At 64.9% G+C, this 19874-nt stretch carries 23 protein-coding genes; 14 read left to right on the top strand and 9 right to left on the bottom strand.

Annotated elements, in window-relative coordinates; genetic code table 11:
• Positions 1–10: 10 nt before the first annotated feature.
• Positions 11–1261, bottom strand: coding sequence for a Na+ dependent nucleoside transporter domain protein (locus FJ386_02695; protein ID MBM3875612.1), 1251 nt, complete (start codon positions 1259–1261; stop codon positions 11–13).
• Positions 1262–1418: 157 nt separating this feature from the next.
• Here FJ386_02695 and FJ386_02690 point away from each other — a divergent pair, with 157 nt between their 5' ends.
• Positions 1419–2129: an SDR family NAD(P)-dependent oxidoreductase gene (locus FJ386_02690; GenBank protein MBM3875611.1), complete on the top strand. Its 711-nt coding sequence runs from the start codon at positions 1419–1421 to the stop codon at positions 2127–2129.
• A gap of 12 nt (positions 2130–2141) precedes the next feature.
• Positions 2142–2522 carry a tetratricopeptide repeat protein gene (locus tag FJ386_02685; GenBank protein ID MBM3875610.1) on the top strand — a complete coding sequence of 127 codons (381 nt, stop codon included), beginning with the start codon at positions 2142–2144 and terminating at the stop codon, positions 2520–2522.
• Positions 2523–2533: 11 nt separating this feature from the next.
• Here FJ386_02685 and FJ386_02680 read toward each other — a convergent pair whose 3' ends face one another.
• From FJ386_02680 to FJ386_02665, 4 genes are read right to left on the bottom strand one after another with little or no spacing between them, the layout of a single operon-like run.
• Positions 2534–3250, bottom strand: coding sequence for an ABC transporter ATP-binding protein (locus FJ386_02680; protein ID MBM3875609.1), 717 nt, complete (start codon positions 3248–3250; stop codon positions 2534–2536).
• Positions 3247–4044, bottom strand: coding sequence for an ABC transporter ATP-binding protein (locus FJ386_02675; protein ID MBM3875608.1), 798 nt, complete (start codon positions 4042–4044; stop codon positions 3247–3249). The genes FJ386_02680 and FJ386_02675 overlap by 4 nt, the downstream gene beginning before the upstream one ends.
• Positions 4037–4999: a branched-chain amino acid ABC transporter permease gene (locus FJ386_02670; GenBank protein ID MBM3875607.1), complete on the bottom strand. Its 963-nt coding sequence runs from the start codon at positions 4997–4999 to the stop codon at positions 4037–4039. The genes FJ386_02675 and FJ386_02670 overlap by 8 nt, the downstream gene beginning before the upstream one ends.
• Positions 4999–5907 (bottom strand): branched-chain amino acid ABC transporter permease, encoded by a 909-nt coding sequence (locus FJ386_02665; GenBank protein MBM3875606.1) that lies wholly within the window; start codon positions 5905–5907, stop codon positions 4999–5001. The genes FJ386_02670 and FJ386_02665 overlap by 1 nt, the downstream gene beginning before the upstream one ends.
• 164 nt (positions 5908–6071) lie before the next feature.
• Here FJ386_02665 and FJ386_02660 point away from each other — a divergent pair, with 164 nt between their 5' ends.
• The 7 genes from FJ386_02660 (at position 6072) to FJ386_02630 (ending at position 12104) form a co-directional block, all read left to right on the top strand.
• Positions 6072–6533, top strand: a complete 462-nt coding sequence (locus FJ386_02660) for a hypothetical protein (protein ID MBM3875605.1) — start codon at positions 6072–6074, stop codon at positions 6531–6533.
• A 2-nt stretch (positions 6534–6535) separates the two neighbouring features.
• Positions 6536–7147 carry a hypothetical protein gene (locus FJ386_02655; protein MBM3875604.1) on the top strand — a complete coding sequence of 204 codons (612 nt, stop codon included), beginning with the start codon at positions 6536–6538 and terminating at the stop codon, positions 7145–7147.
• A gap of 6 nt (positions 7148–7153) precedes the next feature.
• Positions 7154–8908 (top strand): hypothetical protein, encoded by a 1755-nt coding sequence (locus FJ386_02650; protein ID MBM3875603.1) that lies wholly within the window; start codon positions 7154–7156, stop codon positions 8906–8908.
• Entirely contained in the window at positions 8886–9578 is a 693-nt protein-coding gene (locus tag FJ386_02645; GenBank protein ID MBM3875602.1) for a hypothetical protein, read from the top strand. Before FJ386_02650 ends, FJ386_02645 begins: the two co-directional genes overlap by 23 nt.
• Positions 9579–9916: 338 nt before the next feature.
• Positions 9917–10321 carry a hypothetical protein gene (locus FJ386_02640; protein MBM3875601.1) on the top strand — a complete coding sequence of 135 codons (405 nt, stop codon included), beginning with the start codon at positions 9917–9919 and terminating at the stop codon, positions 10319–10321.
• A complete protein-coding gene (locus tag FJ386_02635) occupies positions 10296–10868 on the top strand; it encodes a prepilin-type N-terminal cleavage/methylation domain-containing protein (GenBank protein ID MBM3875600.1) in 573 nt (190 codons plus the stop codon). Before FJ386_02640 ends, FJ386_02635 begins: the two co-directional genes overlap by 26 nt.
• Before the next feature lie 6 nt (positions 10869–10874).
• Positions 10875–12104 carry a hypothetical protein gene (locus tag FJ386_02630; protein ID MBM3875599.1) on the top strand — a complete coding sequence of 410 codons (1230 nt, stop codon included), beginning with the start codon at positions 10875–10877 and terminating at the stop codon, positions 12102–12104.
• 17 nt (positions 12105–12121) lie between these two features.
• Here the strand turns inward: FJ386_02630 and FJ386_02625 are convergent, their stop codons facing one another.
• The 3 genes from FJ386_02625 to FJ386_02615 form a co-directional block, all read right to left on the bottom strand.
• On the bottom strand, positions 12122–13063 hold the full coding sequence (locus FJ386_02625) for an aspartate carbamoyltransferase catalytic subunit (protein MBM3875598.1): 942 nt from the start codon (positions 13061–13063) through the stop codon (positions 12122–12124).
• On the bottom strand, positions 13060–13593 hold the full coding sequence (gene pyrR, locus FJ386_02620; protein ID MBM3875597.1) for a bifunctional pyr operon transcriptional regulator/uracil phosphoribosyltransferase PyrR: 534 nt from the start codon (positions 13591–13593) through the stop codon (positions 13060–13062). Before pyrR ends, FJ386_02625 begins: the two co-directional genes overlap by 4 nt.
• Positions 13594–13703: 110 nt before the next feature.
• Complete coding sequence (locus FJ386_02615; protein MBM3875596.1) at positions 13704–13922, bottom strand: DUF4032 domain-containing protein; 219 nt, start codon at positions 13920–13922, stop codon at positions 13704–13706.
• On the opposite strand from FJ386_02615, the gene FJ386_02610 reads away from it, so the two are divergent.
• The 5 genes from FJ386_02610 to FJ386_02590 all read left to right on the top strand — a co-directional run bounded on the left by FJ386_02610 (position 13921) and on the right by FJ386_02590 (position 19383).
• The gene (locus tag FJ386_02610) at positions 13921–14535 is read left to right on the top strand and encodes a YjbQ family protein (GenBank protein MBM3875595.1); all 615 of its coding nucleotides are present in this window, start codon (positions 13921–13923) and stop codon (positions 14533–14535) included. The genes FJ386_02615 and FJ386_02610 overlap by 2 nt on opposite strands.
• A 174-nt stretch (positions 14536–14709) precedes the next feature.
• A complete protein-coding gene (locus tag FJ386_02605; protein MBM3875594.1) occupies positions 14710–15891 on the top strand; it encodes an aldo/keto reductase in 1182 nt (393 codons plus the stop codon).
• Positions 15892–15987: 96 nt separating this feature from the next.
• Positions 15988–16920 (top strand): type II secretion system protein, encoded by a 933-nt coding sequence (locus FJ386_02600; protein MBM3875593.1) that lies wholly within the window; start codon positions 15988–15990, stop codon positions 16918–16920.
• A gap of 41 nt (positions 16921–16961) precedes the next feature.
• Entirely contained in the window at positions 16962–17369 is a 408-nt protein-coding gene (locus FJ386_02595; protein ID MBM3875592.1) for a hypothetical protein, read from the top strand.
• A gap of 94 nt (positions 17370–17463) precedes the next feature.
• Positions 17464–19383 (top strand): S9 family peptidase, encoded by a 1920-nt coding sequence (locus FJ386_02590; GenBank protein MBM3875591.1) that lies wholly within the window; start codon positions 17464–17466, stop codon positions 19381–19383.
• 31 nt (positions 19384–19414) lie between these two features.
• Here FJ386_02590 and FJ386_02585 read toward each other — a convergent pair whose 3' ends face one another.
• Positions 19415–19873 (bottom strand): hypothetical protein, encoded by a 459-nt coding sequence (locus FJ386_02585; GenBank protein ID MBM3875590.1) that lies wholly within the window; start codon positions 19871–19873, stop codon positions 19415–19417.
• Between the last annotated feature and the right edge of the window lies 1 nt (position 19874).

Raw genomic sequence — 19874 nt, 5'->3', positions numbered from 1 at the left:
CTGCGCGCCGTCACTTCATCAGAATCCCGGCGATGGTGCCGGTGAGATACGTCGCGAGCAGGCCGCCCGCCATGGCGCGAAGGCCGAGCTTGGCGAGGTCGCCCCGGCGCCCGGGAGCGAGCGAGCCGATGCCGCCGATCTGGATGGCGATGCTGCTGAAATTCGCAAACCCGCAGATGGCGTAGGCGGCGATGTTAAAGCTGCGCGGCTCGATGGCGCCCTTGATCGGCTCGCCGGTGAGCGTGAGATACGCGATGAATTCGTTGAGCACGATGCGTTCGCCGAAGACCTGCCCGACTGCCGTGCAGTCCTTCCACGGAATGCCCATCAGGAACGCAAACGGCGCGTTCACCCAGCCGAGGAACTTCTGGATGGTGACCGGCTGCTGCACCTGCGCCCATTCCTGCGGGAGGGACACGAGGTAGTTCGCCGCGTAAACGAGGGCGACGAACGCGATGAGCATCGCGATGACATTGATCGCGAGTTTCATGCCGTCGCCCGCGCCGACGCACAGCGCGTCGAGCCCGTTCACCGTCTCGCGCGGGACATCCGCGTGCGCGCCGGACGCCGTGGGGCTGGCCTCGGATTCCGGCAGGAGAATCTTGGCCATCAGCAGCCCTGCGGGCGCGTTCATCACCGAGGCAGTGAGCAGGTGGCCCGCGTCCACGCCGAAGCTCACATAAACGGCGAGCACGCCGCCGGCGATGGTGGCCATGCCGCCGATCATCATCGCGAGGATTTCGCTGCGCGTCATGCCGGGGAGATACGGCTTGATGACGAGCGGCGCCTCGGTCTGGCCCATGAAGATGTTCGCCGCGGCCGAGAGGCTCTCGCTGCCGCTGGTCCGCATCACGCGTTGCATCACCCACGCCACGCCGCGCACCACGACCTGCAGGAGGCCGTAGTGATACAGGAACGACGACACGGCCGACACGAGGATGATCGTGCCCGCGACGAGCACGGCGAAGATCACGGAATTCTGCGGGCCCCACGACTTGCCGAGCAGGTCGCCGTCCGCCAGCGGGCCGAACACCATCCCGGTGCCTTTGCCCGCGAAGCTGATGAACTTCGTGACTGCGGTGTTGAAGAAGTCGAAGAAGGCGCGCCCCGGCGTCGTGTTGAGGATCAGCGCGCCGAACACGACCTGAAGCGAGATGCCCGCGATGACGATGCGCCACGGGAACTTCTTCCGGTCATACGAAAGCGCCCAGGCGCAGGAGATGAGCACGACGATGCCGAGGGCGCCAATGAGGAGGTGCATGCGCGGACAGTAGGGACAGGCTCCGCGCGTATCAAGGTCGCTTTCTCCGGCGCCCGCGGCGCCGAGGATTCTGAATTGAATCCGCAGCCGGGGAACCGTTACGTTCCGCGCCGACCGGAGCGCGATGAACACCGACGCTTCGCTGCCACGCACCACCATGAACAAACACGCCGTCGTCACCGGGGCCGGCAGCGGAGTCGGCCAAGCCACCGCGCTCGCGCTCGTGAAAGAAGGCTGGCGCGTCGCCATCCTCGGCCGCCGCCGCGGCGCGCTCGACGCCACCGTGAAACGCGCGGGCCGGCTCGGCCCGCGGCTGCTGGTCTGCCCGTGCGACATCGGTGACGTCGCGGCGGTGCAGCGGATGGCGAAGTCGGTCTTGAAGAAATTCGGCACCGTCGAGGTGCTGGTGAACGCGGCCGGCACGAACATCCCGAACCGCTCGCTCGCCGTGCTTTCGCTCGAGGACTATCACGCTGTGATCGATGCGAACCTGCACGGCTCCTACTACTGCGCGCAGGCGTTTCTGCCGCAGATGCGCGCCCGGCGCAGCGGCACCATCGTCAACATCGTCTCCGACGCGGGCCGGCAGGCGAGCCCGAAGAGCGGCCCGGCCTACGTGGTCTCCAAGTTTGGCCAGGCCGGACTCACGCAGTCCATCAACGCCGAGGAGCGCAAGAACGGCATCCGCGCCTGCTCGGTGTTTCCCGGCGACATCGACACGCCGCTGCTCGACAAGCGCCCCGTGGTGCCCGACGCCGCGGCGCGGGCGGTGATGATGAAGTCCGAGGACGTCGCCGCCTGCGCGCTGCTGGCCATCAACATCCCCCCGCGCGCGCTGGTGGAGGAGATCCTTGTGCGGCCGGCGTGAGGCGCGAACTGGATGCGGAATGCGGGCTCCGGAATGCGAAACGGAGGGAGACCCGCGACGCACGTTGAAGCTCCGATGAATTCCAACATCGAACGCTGCGAGCGGGCGCTCGCGAAGTTCCCGGACAACGCGATGGCGCGCTTCAGCCTCGGCAAGGCGCACTTTGATCTCGGCGACTTCGAAGCAGCCCGCGGGCAATTCGCCCTCGCGCTCGCGGCCAAGCCTGACTGGATGGCCGTCGCCATCCTGCTCGGCAAATGCGAGCAAGCCCTCGGGAACAAGCCTGCCGCGAAAGAGACATTCGAGCGCGCGCTCAAGCTCGCCATCGCGCAGCATCACGAGGGGCCGCAGGCCGAATTGGAGCAACTGCTGGCGGAATCCGGCGCGGCGTGAACGCCGTGCCGTTACGCGCCGAGATACGCGCTCTTGACTTGAGGGTTGGCGCGGAGGGATTTGGACTCGTCCTGCAGAATCACGCGGCCGGTTTCGAGGACGTAGCCGAAGCGCGAGACTTCGAGCGCGAGGTTGGCGTTCTGTTCGACGAGGAGGATGGTGATCTTTTGCTCGCGGTTGATCTCCACGACCTTTTCGAAAATCGTCTTCACGAGCAGCGGCGCGATGCCGAGCGAGGGTTCGTCGAGCATGAGGAACCGCGGCTTGCTCATCAACGCGCGGCCGATGGCGAGCATCTGCTGTTCGCCGCCCGAGAGCGTGCCGGCGACCTGCTGCTCGCGCTCCTTCAACCGCGGAAACACGGCGAACACGTAATCGAGGTCCTTCGCGATGCCCGCCTTGTCGCGTCGCAAGTAGGCGCCCATCCGGAGATTCTCGCGCACGGTGAGGTTCGCGAAAATCATGCGGCCCTCGGGCACGTGGGCAAGTCCGCGCGCGACGAGCTGGTGCGGCTTCGCGCCGGCGATGCTGCGACCCTCGTAGAGAATGTCCCCGGACTTCGGGCGGATGAGTCCCGACACGGTGCGAAGGGTCGTGGTCTTGCCCGCGCCGTTGCCGCCGATGAGCGTGACGATGGCGCCCTGCTCGACTTTGAGCGAGACGCCGTGCAGGGCGGTGATGGCGCCGTAGTTCACGGCGAGGTCCTTGATTTCGAGGGTCGCGCTCATTCCGGCGTGAGGTGGTCCTCGCCCAAATATGCCTCGATCACCTTCGGGTTGCGCTGCACTTCGGTGGGTGAGCCCTCGGCGATCTTGACGCCGTAGTCGAGCACGGCGATGCGTTCGCAAATGCCCATCACGACTTTCATGTCGTGTTCCACGAGCAGCACGGCGAGCTGGAACTTGTCCTTCACAAAACGAATCAGCCGCATGAGCTCGGCTTTTTCGGTGGGGTTCATGCCGGCGGCGGGTTCGTCGAGCAGGAGCAACTTGGGCTTGGTCGCCAGCGCGCGGACGATTTCGAGCCGGCGCTGGCTGCCGTAGGGGAGGCTCTTCGCGGGCGCGTCGCGGAATCTGCCGAGGTCGAAGATGTCGAGCAGTTCCATCGCGCGCGACTCGATCTCGCGCTCCTCGCGCTTGAACGCCGCGCCGCGCCACAGGGCATGCTCGATGCCGCTGACGAGGTGCAGGTGGAACGCGACGCGCACGTTGTCGAAGACGTTGAGCGACGGGAAGAGCCGGATGTTCTGGAAGGTGCGTGCGATGCCGTGGTCGGTGATCTGGTGCGGTTTGCGACCTGCGACCGATGCGCCTTCGAAGCGGATGTCGCCCGCCGTGGGCTGATAGACGCCGGTGATGAGGTTGAAGACCGTGGTTTTGCCCGCGCCGTTGGGGCCGATGAGGCCGATGAGTTCGCGCGGGCCGATGCTCAGGTCGAGCTCGGACACGGCGGTGAGTCCGCCGAATCGGATCGTGCAGCGGCTGACTTCGAGCAGCGCGGATTGTGAATCGGCGTCAGGCACCCGGCGTGGTTGTGGCGTGGCGCGGCTTCCACTTGAACGTGAACAAGCCCTGCGGCCGCACGAGCATGATGATGATGATGAGCAGCGAGTAGAGGATCATCCGGTATTCGGCGACGGGCCGCAGCACCTCGGGCAGCACGGTGAGCAGGATCGCGGCGAGCACGACGCCGAGCGTGTTGCCCATGCCGCCGAGGATGACCATCACGACGATGTCGAAGGACTTCATGAAGTCGAAGCCGCCCGGTGAGATAAAGCTCTTCAGGTGCGCGTAGAGCCCGCCCGCGACTCCCGCGAAGAATGCGCCGATGACGAACGCCGCGACTTTGTAGCGCGTGGTGTTGATGCCCATCGCGGCGGCGGCGATTTCGTCGTCGTGCACGGCGATGAAGCCGCGTCCGTAGGTCGAGTGCACGAGCGCGAGCACGCAATAAACCGTCAGCGCCGCCCACGCGAACGTCCAGAAAACCGTCGTGTAGGGCGCGATGCCCTTCATGCCCGTCGGCCCGCCGACGGCCTGGATGTTTTGCAGGATGACGCGGATGATTTCCCCGAAGCCGAGCGTGACGATGGCGAGATAATCGCCGCGCAATCGCAGTGAAGGCACGCCGACGACCAGGCCCGCGAGCGCCGCGCCGAGTCCGCCCGCGACGAGCGCGGCGAGAAAGAGCGCGGGCACGCCGACGGAATCCTTCGCGCCGCCGAACCACGCGAGGACGGTCGGCCCGGCGAACGTGGTGACCGACGCGCCGATGTAGGCGCCGACCGCCATGAAGCCCGCGTGGCCCATGGAGAACTGGCCGGTGTAGCCGTTGATGAGGTTGAGGCTGACGGCGAGCGTGATGTTGATGCCGATGCCGAGGAGGATGTCGAGGTGGTAGGGATTGATGCGGTCGGACACGAGCGAGACGAGCAGGCTCACGACGAGGGCGGCGAGGAGGAGGAGTTTCTCTTTCATCAGACTTTCTCCACCTCCATCTTGCCGAGCAGGCCGGAGGGCTTGAAGAGCAGGATGAAAATCAGGATGCCAAACACGATCGCGTCGCGGAACGGCGAGATCTTGCTGCCGCCGACGAAGGTCTCGACGACGCCGATGACCACGCCGCCGAGCGCCGCGCCGGGGAGGTTGCCGATGCCGCCCAGCACCGCGGCGGTGAAGGCCTTCAAGCCGGGCATGATGCCCATGAGCGGCTCGATGGCGGGATACTTCATCGCGTAAAGAATCCCGCCCGCGGCGGCGAGCGCGGAGCCGAGGCCGAACGTGAACGAGATGACGACGTTGAGGTTCACCCCCATGAGCTGGGCGGCGGGGGCGTTGAACGACACGGCGCGCATGGCCGTGCCGATGCGCGTGCGGTGCACGATGAATTGAAGCGCGACGAGCAACGCGACCGTCACGAGCAGCACCACGAGGTCGAGGTTGCTCAACACCACGCCACCGAGCTTGAAGTTCTCGTGCTTGATGAGCTCGGGAAACGTCTGCGGCGAGGGGCCGAAGACCTTCTTGTGCTGGCCGACATACTCGATGAGCAGCGACACGCCGATGGCGGTGATGAGCACGGTGAGCCTGGGTTTGTCGCGCAGCGGTTTGTAGGCGAGGCGTTCGATGATGATGCCGAGCAGCGCGCAGAGCAGCATCGCCAGCACGAGCACCACGAGCGCGCCCGCAATGGACGGCGGGGCAAAGAGCTGCCCGACGCGCGGCGCGAGGTAGAAACCGAAAAACGCGCCGACCATGAACACGTCGCCATGCGCGAAGTTGATGAAGCGCAGGACGCCATAGACCATCGTGTAGCCCAGGGCGATGAGCGCGTAGATGGAGCCGAGTGCGAGGCCGTTGATGAGTTGTTGGAAGAATTCGGTCAAGGCGACGCGGCACTTGTAGGCAAAACGTGACTCGAAGCCAATGGCTTTCTCGCCGTGACGGGGGCGCGGCGGACGCAGGAGGATTGACTTGGCATGGCAACTCCGTAGATTCGCAGCAACGGTAGCCGGGGCGTTCGCCGTTGCCCGGCCGTGTTTCGCCTTCCATGACGATCGAACTCAATGCCCGCCCAGGCTGGTCGCTTCGAGAAACGAGCGGATTCACCCTGGTGGAAGTAGTCATGGCGGTGCTGCTCGCGGCCATCACGATCGTCGGCGTCATCTACGGATATACCCAGTCGGCCTCGCGCGCGGAGTGGTCCGGGCTTTCTTACGCGGCGCAGGCGCTGGCGATCCAGCGGATGGAACAGGTGCGCTCGGCGAAGTGGGACACCGAGGCCGGCGTGGATGAACTCGTTTCGACCAACTTCCCGGTGCAAATCACCATTTTGGACCTGCCGGTGGCCGGAACCAACGTGGTTTACGCGACGAATTTCACGACGATCACCACGCTTTCAGCCGTGGCGCCCAGGCTGAAGATGATCCAGGTGGCCTGCGTGTGGCGGTTCGCGCAGACCGGGCGGCGCTTCACGAACACGCTCGTCACCTATCGCGCGCCGGACAACTAGCCATGCGCACGACCCCTTCAAAGGCGGCGGAGGCCCGGCGGGCTCGGAGGGCGCTCACGCTCACGGAGATGATGATTTCGATGGGCATCTTCACCGTGGTCATCGGCGCGGTGATCGCCGCGCATATCATGGGCCTGCGGCTCAATGAGTGGACGATCCGCAAGCTGGGTGCAGACGACATGGCCCGGCGAACATTCTCATCCTTGCAAGCCGAAGTCCGGTCGGCCACGACGCTCAAGATCGGCAATGGGACGGCCACCAACTTTGTGCAGGTCGCCGACGGCTCGGCCCAGCAGGGTATGGCGCTGCAGATTTACCGGACGACCGCGACGAACATTTGGTCGCGATACTACTTCGACACGAACTCGAGCGAACTGCGGCGGGTGCAATCCAGCGCGACCACGCCGATCACCATCGCGCGCTACCTGACCAATTCGATCATCTTCAAGGCAGAGAACTTCCAGGGCACGGTGCTGACGGAGACTGCGAACAACCGTGTCATCAACATCACCCTGCAGTTTTACCAGCTCCAGTATCCGTTTACGAAGATTGGCCCGAGCAATGCTTTCGACTACTACCAGCTACAGGCGAAGATCGCCCGGCGAATCCTCTGACGCATCATGCGAACCCGCACGAACCCATCGAACCGGAAGGCCAAGGGCTACGCCCTGGTCATGGTGTTGATCCTGGCCGGCATCGCGCTGCTCGTGATGAGCGCGTCGATGAACTGGACCAGCAGCACCGCCCTGCTCAATGAGCGCAACAACCAGTTGAGCGTGACGCTGTCCGCGGCCGAAGCCGCGACCGAGAAGGCCGTCACCCGCATGCTCACGGACTTCAAGGCAGGCAATGAGTCGGCCGTTTACAACAACCTCGTGGTCTACCGGACCAACATCCCCACCCCATCGGAGTCCGCGCATTGGACCAACTTCGCGTTCAGCGACGCACAAGGCGGGACCAACCGGACGTATGTCGAGCGCACCGCGACGCAGGTTTACACCACGCTCTCCGGGCAGTATGCGGGGTTGAGCGGGTTTGCCTCGACCTACCGCGTGCTCTCCAACGCCAGGCAGACCAGTGGCAGGTTCGTCCTTACGAACGCGGTGCAGCAGGACATCCAGCTCGCATCGATCCCCGTATTCCAGTTCGCGATCTTCTACAACAGCCTGCTTGAGTTCACCTGGGCGGCGCCGTTCACCGTCCGCGGCCGCGTGCACGCCAACGCGAACGTCTACACGGGTTCCGCGGCCCCGCTGCTCTTTAAGGATGTGGTCACCGCGACTGGCGTGATTCAGAAACAAGGCTGGGGTGGCTACAGTCTGTCGGCGATGACGGGCTCAATCACCTACCAGGACAGAAAAACGACGAACGTTTCTTCGCTCGTCCTGCCCATCGGCACGAACAACACGGCCGCAGCCGTGCGCGAGGTGATCAACATCCCGCCTGCCAGCGAGCTGATGACCAGCCCAATGGGGCAGCAGCGCTACTACAACAAGGCCGAACTGGTCATCCTCATCAGCAACAGCACCGTGACCGCGAGCGTGAAGCAGCCCTTCAGCTCGCTGTCGACACCCATCCCGTCGGTGCAAGTCACGAACTTCGTCAGCACCGACCTGACGTTCACCGACCAGCGCGAAGACAAGACCGTCCGCACCACGCAGATTGATGTCGGCAGGCTGAGCACGTGGGCGGCAACCAACGCGGCGGTCATCGCCACGCTTGGAGTGAGGACACCTCCGAGTGTCCTTTATATTGCCGACATGCGAACGACCTCGAGCAGGACGATGAATGGTGTCCGGCTGGTCAATGGGCAGACGCTTCCCACGCGCGGTCTGACCGTGGCCACGCCCAACCCCATCTACGTCCGCGGTCACTTCAACTGCCCGGTGGACACCCACCTCGGCACGACCAACACCACCGCCACCCGGCCTGCCTCGCTGGTGTCCGACGCTCTGACGATCCTCTCGCCCGCATGGAATGACTCACAAAGCAGCGGCTCCTTCCTCAATCGAGACGCGGCGAATACCACGGTCAACGCCGCCATCCTCACCGGCACCGTCTACTCGGCGGGCTCGACCGGCTCGGCTCCCTTCAGCGGCGGGGTGATGAACCTGCCGCGGCTGCTGGAAGACTGGGGCAACGGCGCGGTCCGGCTCACCTTGAATGGCTCGATCATCAACCTCTTCAACAGCGTGCAAGCCGCCGCCGCGTGGCAGACTCCGGGCGTTTACTATTACGCGCCCACGCGCGACTTTAACTTTGACCAGAACTTCCTCGATGTGACCAAACTGCCACCGGGCACACCTGTCCTGCGGACGCTCATCCGCGGGAGTTGGGGCAACCCCATCGCCAATGTCACCAATTCCTCCGGTTAACCGCCAATTCCTGGTCAGCTTCATCCTCGTCCTGGCAACGCTCGGTTCGGGTGCCTCGTGGCTTCGCGCGCAGGACGCTCCAGCGAGACCGGCCGCGACAAACGCGCTCCCGGCGTTCTCCCTCAAGGCCGTTCGCGAAGGCCCGGAGGCCTTTGGACCCATCCAGCGCGCGTATGTCACCCTCGGCACCAATCGGGCTGCGTTCCTCATTCCCCGTGGCTACGAGGTGCACACCGACCTGCAACGGTGGCGCGTGACCTTCACGGCGCAGGAAGGGCGTGCAACCGTCGCCGTGCAGTTCTACTCGCCGCCACAGACGGCTCAGGGCCAGGCCGCATCGCCCGCCACGAAACGTGAACTGAAACCCGAGTCGTGCCTGCCAATCATCCTCCAGCGGCACCCGAACGCGAAGGTGACCGAGCAGTTCACTGCCACGGCATCGGGTGTGGCGGGTCCGGGCTTCGACCTCAATCTGCCCGGAGTGACCGGTGTCGGCCCGCGTCACCGCTTCGTGTTCCTGCCGGCGCTCACCGGGTTGGTGGAATTCCAAGCCAGCGGTGACGACGCTTCCATCGAGGAAGCGCGAAGCGCCTTGAACAGTATCCTCCTGACTTTCAAGGTCGCGGAGAACGGCAAACTCGACATCGCGCCCATTTCGGACAAGATCTGAAGGCGCGACACCTCCGTGGCTGGGCGTCGGGGGCGTGCCTCGCTCGTCCAAAGTCACGCTTCTTTTTCGTCCGTTGAGTCAACTCAAGGAATCGGGCCAGTTTCCATCCACGTTGGCGCGACGCCGATGTGCGCTGGCGTTGGCATGGGGAATGCGACGCCACCAGGCAGCAGGGGTTGGTCGGATCGCAATGGCAGCAGCAAACACAGGCAAATCCAGTGAAGACGACGCAGAGAATCGATAGGCTGGGCAACCCGGCGCGGACTCCGAGCCTCTTCCGCCGGATTGGTGCTTTCACCCTGCCCGAGGTGTTGCTTAGCATTTCTGTGATTGGGGTGATGTTCGTCTCGCTCTACACGGGCATCACGATGGGGTTCGGGATCATCAGCATGGCGCGTGAAAACCTGCGCGCCACGCAGATCATGACCGACCGCATGGAGGAGATGCGCCTTTACACGTGGACACAGGTGACCTCCTTCGGGTCGAGCACATCCTACATCCCATCCTCGTTCATCGAGCCGTTCTTCCCGACCTCCTCATCCAGCAGTTCGTTCACGACGAATCAGGCGGGCATCAATTTCTACGGGACGCTGTCGGTGGTGGTCCCATCCATCACCGAGTCCTACAGCAACGACCTCCGGGTGGTGACCGTCACGCTCAACTGGACCAACGGCAGCGTGCCGCGAACCCGCTCGATGAGCACCATGGTGTCGCAATATGGAATGCAGAATTACATCTACTAGCCGCGCCCGCGTCCGTGCGCGGCGCCGGCAAGCCACCGGCATGACGCTTGTGGAGATGATGATCGCCGTGACGATCTTCCTGATTGCGATGTCCGCGGTGATGACCCTCACCCTCTACGGCGCGCGCGCCTTTGCGGCGATCACCAACTACGTGGACCTCGACCAATACAGCCGCAAGGCGCTCGACCGCATGTCGCTCGAGATCCGCCAGGCTGACAGGCTCGACTACTACACGACCAACAGGCTCGTCATGAGCATCAACGGCGGCACGACCAACTTGATCTACTCCTACGACCCTATCGCCAAGCAGCTCGTGCGCTATCTCGGGACCGAAGTCGAGACCCTGCTCAAGGAATGCTCCACGCTACGTTTCGACATGTTTGACCGCAACACCGTCTCCAACTCGTTCGACCAGTTTCCCACGAGCGTCGCCACGAATGCCAAGCTCATCCGCGTGAGCTGGACGTGCACCCGCACCATCCTCGGCAGCGAGGTCAACACGGAGAGCGTGCAATCCGCCAAGATCGTCATCCGCAAGCAACAATGACGCGTCATGAACCTCCGCTCCCACCACTCCCGCGGCAGCGCGCTCGTCGTCACCCTCATCCTTTCGGCCATCATCGGGCTGACGATCCTCAGCTACCTCGACCTGACCAGCGCGCAGAACCGGGCAGTGACTCGTTCGCAGCAGTGGCACTCGATCGTGCCGGTCATGGAGGCGGGTGTCGAGGAGGCGTTCACTCAACTCTACCACGGTGGTTCCAATCTCTCGGCCAACGGCTGGGTTCTCACGAGCAACGCCTACACCAAGTCACGCAGCTTTGGGATGGGCCGGTATGTCGTCTCCATCTCGAACGTGAGCCCGCCGGTGATCTATTCTCAAGGTTATCTGAAAATCCCGACGAGCACGGGTGAAATCTCACGCGTCGTGCGGGTCACAACAACCGGCGGTCCGCTATTCAGCCGCGGCTTGGTGGCCAAGGGCAGCGTCGGCTTTTCCGGCAACAACGTGACAATCGACAGCTATGACTCGCTTGGCACGAACATCAACTGGAGCGCGGGCACGCGAAAAGCCAACGGCTCCGTTGGCTCGGTGATGGGAACGGTGACGGTGCAGAACTGCAACATCTACGGATCCGTCCTCATCAGTTCCAGCGGCAGTGCGAGCACCGGCCCAAACGGGCGCGTGGGCGACCTGACCTACGCGGGCACCGGCTTCCAGGCGGGGTCGCTCAGCAGCAACCTGAGCATCTCGATCCCTGACGTCACCGTCCCGGCGGGGCTTGCCGGTTCGCTTCCCGTCCCGGGTAACAACATCATTACGACCAGCGGCAACTACACCTCGCTGGGCTTCAGTTCGACCCTCACTGTCCGCACAAACGTCGTCGCGACCGTCCTCGTAAACGGCAACATCACCGGGGGCATTACGCTCGAACCGGGCGCGAAACTCACCATTTACATGAACGGCACGACCCTGTCAGCGGCGGGCAATACGCAGATCAACCGTCACGCCAGTTCCACCTCGCTGAACCTGCTCATCTACGGCACGAGCAACTTCACGTCGTTCAGCCTGTCGGGGAATGCGGCTTTCAAGGGCATGCTCTACGCGCCTTATGCGAGTTTTAGTTGCGGTGGCGGCGGCAACAACACGGTCGATTACGCGGGCGCCGCCATCGTCTCGACCGCGGACATGAACGGCCACTTCAATTTCCACTACGACGAAGTGCTTGGAAATACCGGCCCCTCCAGCGGCTACGTCGCCACGAACTGGAACGAGCTCTGACCCGGGCGCCCTTCGAATCAGCCGCCGATTTCCTGCGGGCCCTTGCCGCCGTTGATGAGGAAGAGCACGGCCATGCGCACGGCCAGGCCGTTGGTCACCTGCTCGAGAATCACGGAGCGCGCGCCGTCGGCGGTTTCGCTGTCAATCTCCACGCCGCGGTTGATGGGGCCGGGGTGCATGATGAGCACGTCGTCCTTCGTCCGCGCCATGCGCGCGCGGTTCAGGCCGAAGAGGCTCGCGTATTCGCCGATGCTCGGGAAGGTGGTGCGCCGCTGCCGCTCGTGCTGGATGCGCAGGAGGTTGATCACGTCGGCGTCGCGGATGGCCTCGTTCACGTCCCACGTCACCTCGCAGCCGAGCTGCTTGAACACGGGCGGCACGAGGGTCGGCGGGCCGCAGAGCGTCACGCGCGCGCCGAGCTTGAGCAGCGCCCAGATGTTGGAGCGCGCCACGCGGCTGTAGAGGATGTCGCCGAGGATGGTGACGTTGAGCCCCTCGACGCGGCCCTTCTTCTCGCGGATGGTGAAGGCGTCGAGCAGCGCCTGCGTGGGATGCTCGTGCGCGCCGTCGCCGGCGTTGACGACGCCGGCCTTGAGGAATCGCGCGAGGAAATGCGGCGCGCCGGCCGCGCTGTGGCGGATGATGATGATGTCGGCGTTCATCGCCTCGAGGTTGCGCGCGGTGTCCTTGAGGGTTTCCCCCTTCTTCAGCGAGCTGGCTTCGGCGGAGAAGTTGATCACGTCCGCCGTGAGCCGCATGGCCGCGAGTTCGAAGCTGATGCGCGTGCGGGTCGAGGGCTCGATGAAGAGATTGACCACCGTCTTGCCGCGGAGGGCCGGGACTTTCTTGATCGCGCGCTCGCCGACGGCCTTGAAGGCGCGCGCCGTGTCGAGCACGGTCACGATTTCCGCGGGCGTGAGCGACTCGATGTCGAGCAGGTGCTTGAGGTTCCAGTTCATGGCCGTTCCAAATCCACGCGGTCGTCGTGACCGTCCTCGCGCAGCCGGACGTTGATGTGCTCGCCGTGGCGCGTGGGCACGTTCTTGCCGACGAAGTCCGCCTTGATGGGCAGCTCGCGATGGCCGCGGTCCACGAGCACGGCGAGTTGAACGCGCGCGGGCCGGCCGAAGTCGTTCATCGCATCGAGCGCGGCGCGCGTCGTGCGCCCGCTGAACAGCACGTCATCCACGAGCACGACCGTCGTGCCGGTGATGTCCACGGGGATCGACGTGGGCCGGATTTGCGGCGCGGGCCGGCCGTCGAGGTCGTCGCGGTGCATGCTCACGTCGAGTGCGCCGACGGGGACGGCGTGGCCCCAAATCGTCGCGAGCGTCCGGGCAAGCCGGTGCGCGAGGTGGACGCCGCCGGTCTGCACGCCGACGAGGACGACGGACGAGGGGGCGTCGTTGCGCTCGGCGATTTCGTGGGCGATGCGCGTGAGCGCGCGGTCGATGGCGCCGGCGGTGAGCAGGGGGTGGGTTTCAGGCATAAAAAAACGAGCGGCACCCGGACGGGGCGCGCTCGCCTGACTTGAGGTGGACACACATCAACCTTCGCGGCCTCGCGGGACCGCCTTAAAGGACACTCCGTTCCTGCCGTTCAGGAGTTCTGCGACTGCGGCTGCCGGGACTTCCGCCACTTCGAACGGTGCCGAACGATCCAATCGGTCAGCGCCTTCTCGAAGCCGATGTCAAACCCGGCTTTTTCCGACTCAAGCCACTTGTGTCGCAGAATCTCTTCCCGCTCGGCCTGAAACTCGCGGTAGAGGGACGAATTCTTCACCAGATCGTCACCTTTTTGGGCTTCGGTTTCACTCATGTTGCCCCCAAAAAAGTCTCACTTGCGGTTCAACTCTAACAGCGGGTTTGACGGTGACAATACGATTTTCACTCAACCTCCGGCTTGGCGCCCTTCACGGAGCCGCGTGCCAGCGTGCCGCAGGAAGCTGCGTTTTCCTCGAGGGTTGCCCCGCCGGTCAGTCACGGGCACGCTCCTGCACATCGTGAATCCGATCCGCCAGTCCGCGCATGAACTCGCCGTGGCGACCCGTGGCCGGGGCTTCTACGAAATCACTCGTGAACTCTCCGCGCTCGTGGGCGCGGCGGGCTTGCGGACGGGGCTTGCGACCGTTCACATCCGCCACACGTCCGCGTCGTTGTTGATCCAGGAAAACGCGGACCCGGAAGTGCGGCGCGACCTCGAGCGCTTCTTCGCACGGCTGGCGCCGGATGGCGACGGCTTGTTTCGCCACACTTGCGAGGGCGACGATGACATGCCCGCGCACATCCGCACGGCACTGACGAACGTGAACTTGAGCATCCCGATACTCGACGGCCGGCTCGCGCTGGGCACGTGGCAGGGGATCTTTGTGTGGGAGCATCGGACGGCGCCGCACCGGCGCGAAGTGGCCGTCCACCTCATCGGCTCGTGATCGCGCGGCACGCCCGCCGCGGATGCCAGGTCAGCGCCGGACGAGCCGGAGGTTCATGCGCCGGAGGTCGAGGTGATAGCGCAGGCCTTCGGGCGGCTTGGGGACGCCGACGGTCTGCCGGGCCGGCCAACATTCCCTCGCAAGCCCGCGCCGCGGTTGCGACACTCCGCCGCGATGCGCTACCGCCGATTTGGCCGCACTGGGTTGCAGATGCCCGTCTTCTCCTGCGGCGGCATGCGTTACCAGTGGAAGTGGCAGGACGTGTCGCCCGCCGACATCCCGCGCGACTCGCAGGCGAATCTCGAGGCCACCATCTATCGCGCGCTCGAACTCGGCATCCACCACATCGAGACCGCGCGCGGCTACGGCTCGAGCGAGATGCAGCTCGGCTGGGTTCTGCCGGAGCTTCCACGCGACAAGATCATCGTCCAAACCAAGATCGCGCCCCAAGCCAGCCCGCGGGAGTTTGTGCGGCTCTTCGAGACCTCGTTGAGCAACCTCCGGCTCGGTCACGTGGACTTGCTCTCGCTCCACGGCATCAACAACCGCCAGCTCCTCGACTGGTCCCTCCGCAAGGACGGCTGCCTCGAAGCTGCGCGCCAGCTCCAGCGCGAAGGGCGCGCCCGCTTCATCGGCTTCTCCACACACGCCACGACCGACCTCATTCTCGAGGCCGTCCACTCCGGCGGCTTCGACTACGTGAACCTCCACTGGTATTTCGTCAACGAACTCAACTGGTCCGCCATCGAAGCCGCCGCGCGGCTCGACATGGGCGTCTTCATCATCAGCCCCAACGACAAGGGCGGCAAACTCTACGCCCCGCCGCCTGCGCTCGCGGCACTTTGCGCGCCGCTCGCGCCGATGCAGTTCAACGACCTCTGGTGCCTCGCGCGGCCGCAAGTCCACACGCTCAGCCTCGGCGCGGCGCGGCCGGCGGACTTCGACTCGCACGTCGCCGCGCTCGACCACCTGGACCGCGCCGCCGAACTCACCGCGCCCGTCGAACGCCGGCTCCGCGCGCGGATGGAGCGCGAGCTCGGCGCGGATTGGTGCGCACGCTGGCACGAAGGGTTGCCCGGTTACCTCGAAATCCCCGGACAGGTCAACGTCGGCGAAATCCTCCGCCTGTGGACCTATGCGCAAGGCCTGGGCCTGCTCGACTGGGCGAGGATGCGCTACAACCTGCTCGGCCACGCCGACCACTGGTTCCCGGGGGAAAACGCGGCGGCTTTCGACGAAGCCGCGATGCGCCGCGCCGTCGAGCGCAACCCGTTCGCGGACCGCATCCCGTCCATCCTCCGCGAGGCGCACCGGCAGTTCTTCAGCGGGGCGCAGAAAAGGCTGAGCGAAGGTTAGTTCACGAGTGCACGGCGAGTTCGCGGGAATTCGAGGCTTGCGTCGCGCCTCGTAAGTTGCTAGTGAACGTAACGCGAACCCGTCACTCAAGGCAGCATGCATGCGAACCTCCGTCTTCAGACCGTCACCCAAGGGCCACCACGCCCGGCCGGTTTTACGCTGATCGAACTGCTTGTCGTCATCGCCATCATCGCAATCCTCGCCGGGTTGCTGCTGCCGTCCTTGGCCAAGGCGAAGATTAAGACGAAGGGCACCGTTTCGCTCAACAACATCAAGCAGTTGATGAATGGATGGCACCTCTACGCTTCGGAGGCCGACGAGCGGATGGTGCAGGTCCACCTTTGGTATAACCCGCGAGTGGCCGGGGCGGGACCGTGGGGCACGAGCAATCGCAGGAACCCCGAGGCATGGGTCATCGGTTCGATGGACAACGACCCCTTTTACCAGATGTTCAGCATGCTGGCCGAGGATGCAGCCAAAGCCGACCCCGGCGCGAGCGGCTCCGCGCAGACGATGAACTACGCGACCAACACCTACGGCATCACGCGGACGCTCTTCTATCGGTATGTCGGCAACTTCAAATCCTACCGTTGCCCGTCGGACAAGTATCGCAACGAGGCTTCGGCGTTTGCCGGCGTCACCCTTGGCCATGACCGGGTGCGCAGCTACTCGGCGAACAACTTCATGGGCGGGGCGGATAACTTTCTCACCGGGGCAAAAATCTTCTACCGCCTGCTCGACATTGACAAACCCGACCTCCGATACGTCTTCATCGACGAAAACGAGCGCAGCATGAATGATGGGTTCTTCCTGACCCACATGACGATTCAAGCCAGCCAGAATGATGTGCCCGCTTCGCACCACGACGGGGCATATCCGCTCGGTCACGCCGATGGTCACGTGGAGATGATCCGCGTTCAAGATGGCCGCACGCGCACGTGGGACGGCATCGGTCCGAGGCCTTTCAGTGCGAACCCGCCCGTCAACGTGGACTGGCAGCTCCTCACAAACCGCGCGTCGTTCTTCTAGCCTCCGAATGCGGGCAGCGACCTGTCGGCAGCTCTAAACGCATGAGACGATACCCGCGCAGCATGATTGCAGTGATTGGGATTGCAATGCTCGGTTGCGGACCGAAGCCCGAACCTGCGCCCGTGCGCCCGCCCGTCTCGGCGGCGCCGCCGCAGGCCCGGGTTGCGCCAAGCCCCGAGCCTGCGCCAACGCGACCACCGCCGCCTCCCGAGCCCGGGGCGGCCGCACCGACTCCCTCGAGCACGGCGCCGCATCCGGGCGAGCCTGCGAATCCCGGCGAACTCGCAGGCATCACCGAGCGCTACTTCGAACGCGTTGGATCGACGCCGCAGAACTGGCAGGACCTCATCCGCAACAAGGTGCTTCGGAGCGTGCCGGTCGGCAGAAATGGCAAGCCGCTCGACTACATGCAATTCAGGGATTGGGAAGCCAACCGCGGGAAGAAGTAGCCGGGCCGTTGCGGTCGAACCACGGGACGGACCCCTCCGCGGCGATTGCCCCCTCATCGTCACCCGTGCTAGCTTCGCCGCCGCTTAGCCCGCCATGAAAACACTCACGCTCTCCCTCTGCCTCGCCCTTGCCGCCTCGTTGCACGCGCAGGTGCCGGACAACCTCGTCGTCGAGAACATCCCGGCATTCACCCCCGAGTTGAGGGCGGACGTGGGGCGCTATCTCGAATTCCGGGGCGCGAGCCTTGCGAACTGGCACCCGACGAAACGCGAGATGCTCATCAGCACGCGCTTCGCCGACACCGCGCAACTGCACCACGTCAGGTTCCCCGGCGGCGCGCGCAAGCAGGTCACCTTTACCGCGGAGCGCGTGCTTGGCGGGTCGTTCCGCCCCAAGTCGGGCGAGTTCGTCGTCTTCTCGCAGGACACCGGCGGCGGCGAATTCTACCAGCTCCACCGGCTCGACCTCGCGGACGGCCGCGTGACGCTGCTCACCGACGGCAAGTCGCGCAACTCCGGCCCGCGCTGGTCCAAGTCCGGCAAACAGTTCGCCTACACCTCGACCCGCCGCACCGGGCGCGACACCGACGTCTGGATCATGGACCCGGCGAACCCGAAGTCCGACCGCCTCGCGCTGCAACTCACCGGCGGCGGCTGGGCCGTCACGGACTGGTCGCCCGACGATTCGAAGCTGCTCGTCGGCGAATACATTTCCATCAACGAAAGCCACCTCCACCTCGCCGACCTCGCGACCGGCACGAAGGAACTCATCACACCCAAGGCCGCGGAGAAGGTCGCCTACTCGGACGCGCGCTTCGCAAGGGACGGCAAGTCCGTGTTCTTCACCACGGACCGCGGCTCGGAGTTCCACCGGCTCACGCGCATGGACCTCGCGTCGAGGCAGCAGACCGTCCTCACGCCGCACATCCACTGGGACGTGGACAGTTTCGACCTTTCGCCCGACGGCGGCACCATCGCGTTGGTTGCGAATGAAGACGGCGTGGGCGTGCTGCGCCTGCTCAACACGCGGACCGGCAAGGAAATCCCCGCGCCCAAGCTGCCGCTCGGCACCGTGTCGAACCTCGAATGGCACGACAACGGCCGCGACCTGGGATTCAACCTCACCTCGGCCAAGTCGCCGCTCGACATCTACTCGGTGGACGTGAAGAGCGGTGCGGTGTCGCGCTGGACCGAGAGCGAAACGGGCGGGCTTGACGCGGGCGCGTTCGTCGAGCCCGAGATGATCAAGCTCAAGAGCTTCGACGGGCTCGGCATTTCCGGGTTCATCTACCGGCCCGACCCGAAGAAGTTTCCCGGCAGACGCCCTGTCATCATCAGCATCCACGGCGGGCCCGAGGGACAGTCGCGGCCGGGCTTCCAGACGCGGATGAACTATTACATCAACGAACTCGGCTGCGCGCTGCTCTACCCCAACGTGCGCGGCTCGGCCGGCTACGGGAAGTCCTTCCTCCAGCTCGACAACGGCTACAAGCGCGAGGATTCCGTGCGCGACATCGGCGCCTTCATCGAGTGGGTGAAGCGCGACGCGGGGCTGGACAGCGCGCGCATCGCGGTGATGGGCGGCAGCTACGGCGGCTACATGGTGCTCGGGTCGCTCACCCACTTCAACGACCAGCTCCGCTGCGGCATTGACGTGGTGGGCATCTCGAACTTCGTCACGCTCCTCGAAAGCACCGCCGAGTATCGGCGCGACCTGCGCCGCGTGGAATACGGCGACGAGCGCGACCCGAAGATGCGCGAGTTCCTGCAAAAGATTTCCCCGCTGACGAACGCGAAGAAAATCACCAAGCCGCTCTTCGTCGTGCAGGGCAAGAACGACCCCCGCGTGCCGCTGACGGAGGCCGAGCAGATGGTCAAGGCCGTGCGCGGCAACGGCGGCTCCGTGTGGTATCTGATGGCCAAGGACGAAGGCCACGGCTTCGCGAAAAAGAAGAACGCCGACTTCCAGTTCCTCGCGAGCATCCTGTTCTTCCGCGAGAATCTGGTGAAGTGACGGAGCGCGGCCACCGAACCGCGTTCGCACGTCACTTCGCCACCGAACGCGCCCAGCGGACGGCGGCGATCCAGTGCGCGGCAAGCGTCGCCGGCAGCAGCAGGCCGAGCACGCGATGGGAGACGATCCAGAAATCCCGCCACGCCTCCGCGCCGGCGTAATAGAGCCCGACGCCGGACACGATGAGGCCGAGGAACACGGCTTCCATCGCGAAGCCCGAGACGACATTGGCGCGCATCTCCCAGCTGAGCCGCAGGTGCTGGCCCGCGAGCCAGCCGAACAGGCTGCATTGAACCGGAAACAGCACCCCGTGCAGCACCACGGCCGGCCGGAACCACGCGGGCGCGGGCGCGTCGGGTGTCTGTTGCGTCTGCCACCACCAGATCATTGCGCCCGTGACGAAGCTCATCGCGAGCGCGGCCACGAGCACGGACAGAAACGCGGTGGAAAGCCGCGAGGGCCGTGTCGCGGGATCAAGCGGCGCGGCCATC

Source organism: Verrucomicrobiota bacterium (assembly GCA_016871675.1).
In the GTDB taxonomy this organism is placed as follows: Bacteria; Verrucomicrobiota; Verrucomicrobiia; order Limisphaerales; family VHCN01; genus VHCN01.
Note: the sequence above shows the minus strand (reverse complement) of the source record. Positions and strands in the feature narration are given on the sequence as shown.